This is a genomic window from Streptomyces sp. ASQP_92 (genome assembly GCF_025399895.1).
Classification (GTDB): Bacteria; Actinomycetota; Actinomycetes; order Streptomycetales; family Streptomycetaceae; genus Streptomyces.
In genome coordinates this window covers 1-1,743 of the sequence record NZ_JAODUA010000053.1, presented here as the reverse complement: position 1 = coordinate 1,743, position 1,743 = coordinate 1, and the positions used below count along the sequence as shown (strand labels likewise).

Genomic DNA, 1,743 nt, shown 5'->3' with positions numbered 1-1,743 from the left:
GACCAGGGCGACGATGTTCTGGATGTCGGCCTTGGCCGGGAGGCCGACACACAGCTTGTTCAGAGAGCCCTGGACCAGGGTCATCTGGGGGCTCATGTCGCCGTCGGTCTTCGAGTTGCCGAAGGCCTGCTCGGCGCCGTTGCCGCTGAGCGACGTCGTACCGCTGTCGTTGCCGATGGCCATCGCCTGCGGCGCGGCCATCATCGCGACACCGGAAACGGCTGCGGCGACGGCTGCGGCCGACCACAACTTCTGCATGTCTACTCCTGTTTGGTCTGATTCCACTGACGGGGATCTGTGAAGAGAAACGGTAAGAATCTCTTTTGGTTGCGCCCTGTCCCCCGGACAGAGCATTGCGGAATTCGAATCCGCTCGGCCGTGGTATGAGGCAATCACCGCGACCGATGGTGAGGAAACATGACGGAGACGCAGGGTGCCTGGCGTCGGCAGACATTCATCCCGATCACCCGTCGACGATTCGAGAGCGAGGCGGCGGCCGAGCCCCTCTATGCGGACCTGGTACGTGCCTGGGCCGCAGAAAGGCGTACGGTGCCGGGTCGGCCCGACTGGGAATGGAACGCGCTCGTCAACGGTTTCCACTGGCCCCACTGAAAAGGCGCGACGTCATCGCGTGAGGTGACAGGCGCGAAAAAGCCGGATCGTCGGAGTGCGCCGGCGATCCGGCCAGGACATCAGGGCGTCGGACCCCCGAAGGGATTGACAGCGGCCCGGCCGTCCTGAAATCGCTGAATTCAGCTGCGCGAGGCGCCGTTTCCGGACAGGACCGGGATGTTGCTCAGGATGTGCGACAGCGCCTCGTCGCCCTTGGCCTGGGTGGAGTTCTCGGTGCACTGCTGGGTCTGCGGCGAGGACAGGATCGGGATGTCCTGGATTCCGACGTTCACCAGGGCGAGGATGTTCTGGATGTTGGCCTTCGCCGGCAGGGCGATGCAGGGCTTGTTGAACGAACCCTGAATCAGCGCGATCTGCGGGCTCATGTTGCCGTACGTGGCGGAGTTCCCGTACGACTGCAACGCGTTGTTGCCGCTGACCGTCGTGGTCCCGCTGTCGTTGCCGATCGCCATCGCCTGCGGCGCCATCGCCGCGGACGCGCCGATCACGGACACGCCGACGGCTGCTGCCGCCATAGCCTTCTTGATCACGCTGGTCCCTTTCTGGTGGATGCCCCAGACGGAGCCTCCTGCCCAACAGTCCGCACGGCGGATCGGTTTCTTCCCTTCACTCTTTCGGCCGTACGAAAATAGGGCCGAACACGCCTCTGCACCTTTGCGGATTGGGATTATATGGAGATCTGACGGGGGTGTCCTTGGCGAAGTGTCCGGCACCCTCCGTCCCTCTTGAGAACCGTTCGGGTGATGTGGCGGAACCAAACCAGTTCGGCGAAGTTGACCAGGCAGTAGTACGGCGCAGTGGATAGGGGCGCGGTACTGCACGTGCTCTCCACCAAGAAAAGGGAAGACCATGCTCAAGAAGGTTATGGCCGCGTCCGCTGCAGCCGTTTCGATTGTCGGCGCCTCCGCCATGCTGGCCCCCCAGGCCATGGCCATCGGCAACGACACCGGTACGACGTCGCTCAGCGGCAACGGTGCGAAGCAGGCCTTCGGCAACTCGAAGACCGAAGGCGACATGAGCCCGCAGCTGTCGCTGGTCCAGGGCTCCCTGAACAAGCCGTGCATCGGCCTCCCGCTCAAGGCCGACATCCAGAACATCGTCGCCCTGGTG

Annotated in this window: 4 protein-coding genes; 2 read left to right on the top strand and 2 right to left on the bottom strand. The window is 63.8% G+C overall.

Annotated features, from left to right (window positions below; genetic code table 11):
- Nucleotides 1-258 (bottom strand): rodlin (locus N4G70_RS36855; protein WP_261717153.1); only part of this gene is annotated, 258 nt, incomplete at its 3' end.
- A 159-nt stretch (nucleotides 259-417) separates the two neighbouring features.
- On the opposite strand from N4G70_RS36855, the gene N4G70_RS36850 reads away from it, so the two are divergent.
- A complete protein-coding gene (locus N4G70_RS36850; RefSeq protein WP_261717152.1) occupies nucleotides 418-612 on the top strand; it encodes a hypothetical protein in 195 nt (64 codons plus the stop codon).
- A gap of 140 nt (nucleotides 613-752) precedes the next feature.
- On the opposite strand, the gene N4G70_RS36845 is transcribed toward N4G70_RS36850, so the two are convergent.
- A complete protein-coding gene (locus tag N4G70_RS36845; protein ID WP_261717151.1) occupies nucleotides 753-1,163 on the bottom strand; it encodes a rodlin in 411 nt (136 codons plus the stop codon).
- A 319-nt stretch (nucleotides 1,164-1,482) separates the two neighbouring features.
- Here N4G70_RS36845 and N4G70_RS36840 point away from each other — a divergent pair.
- Nucleotides 1,483-1,743: rodlin (locus N4G70_RS36840; protein WP_261717150.1), on the top strand; the 261-nt coding region annotated here is incomplete at its 3' end.

Bases quoted from the DNA above. Each gene is read 5' to 3' on its own strand.
- N4G70_RS36850 (WP_261717152.1), top strand. From the start codon at position 418: ATGACGGAGACGCAGGGTGCCTGGCGTCGGCAGACATTCATCCCGATC.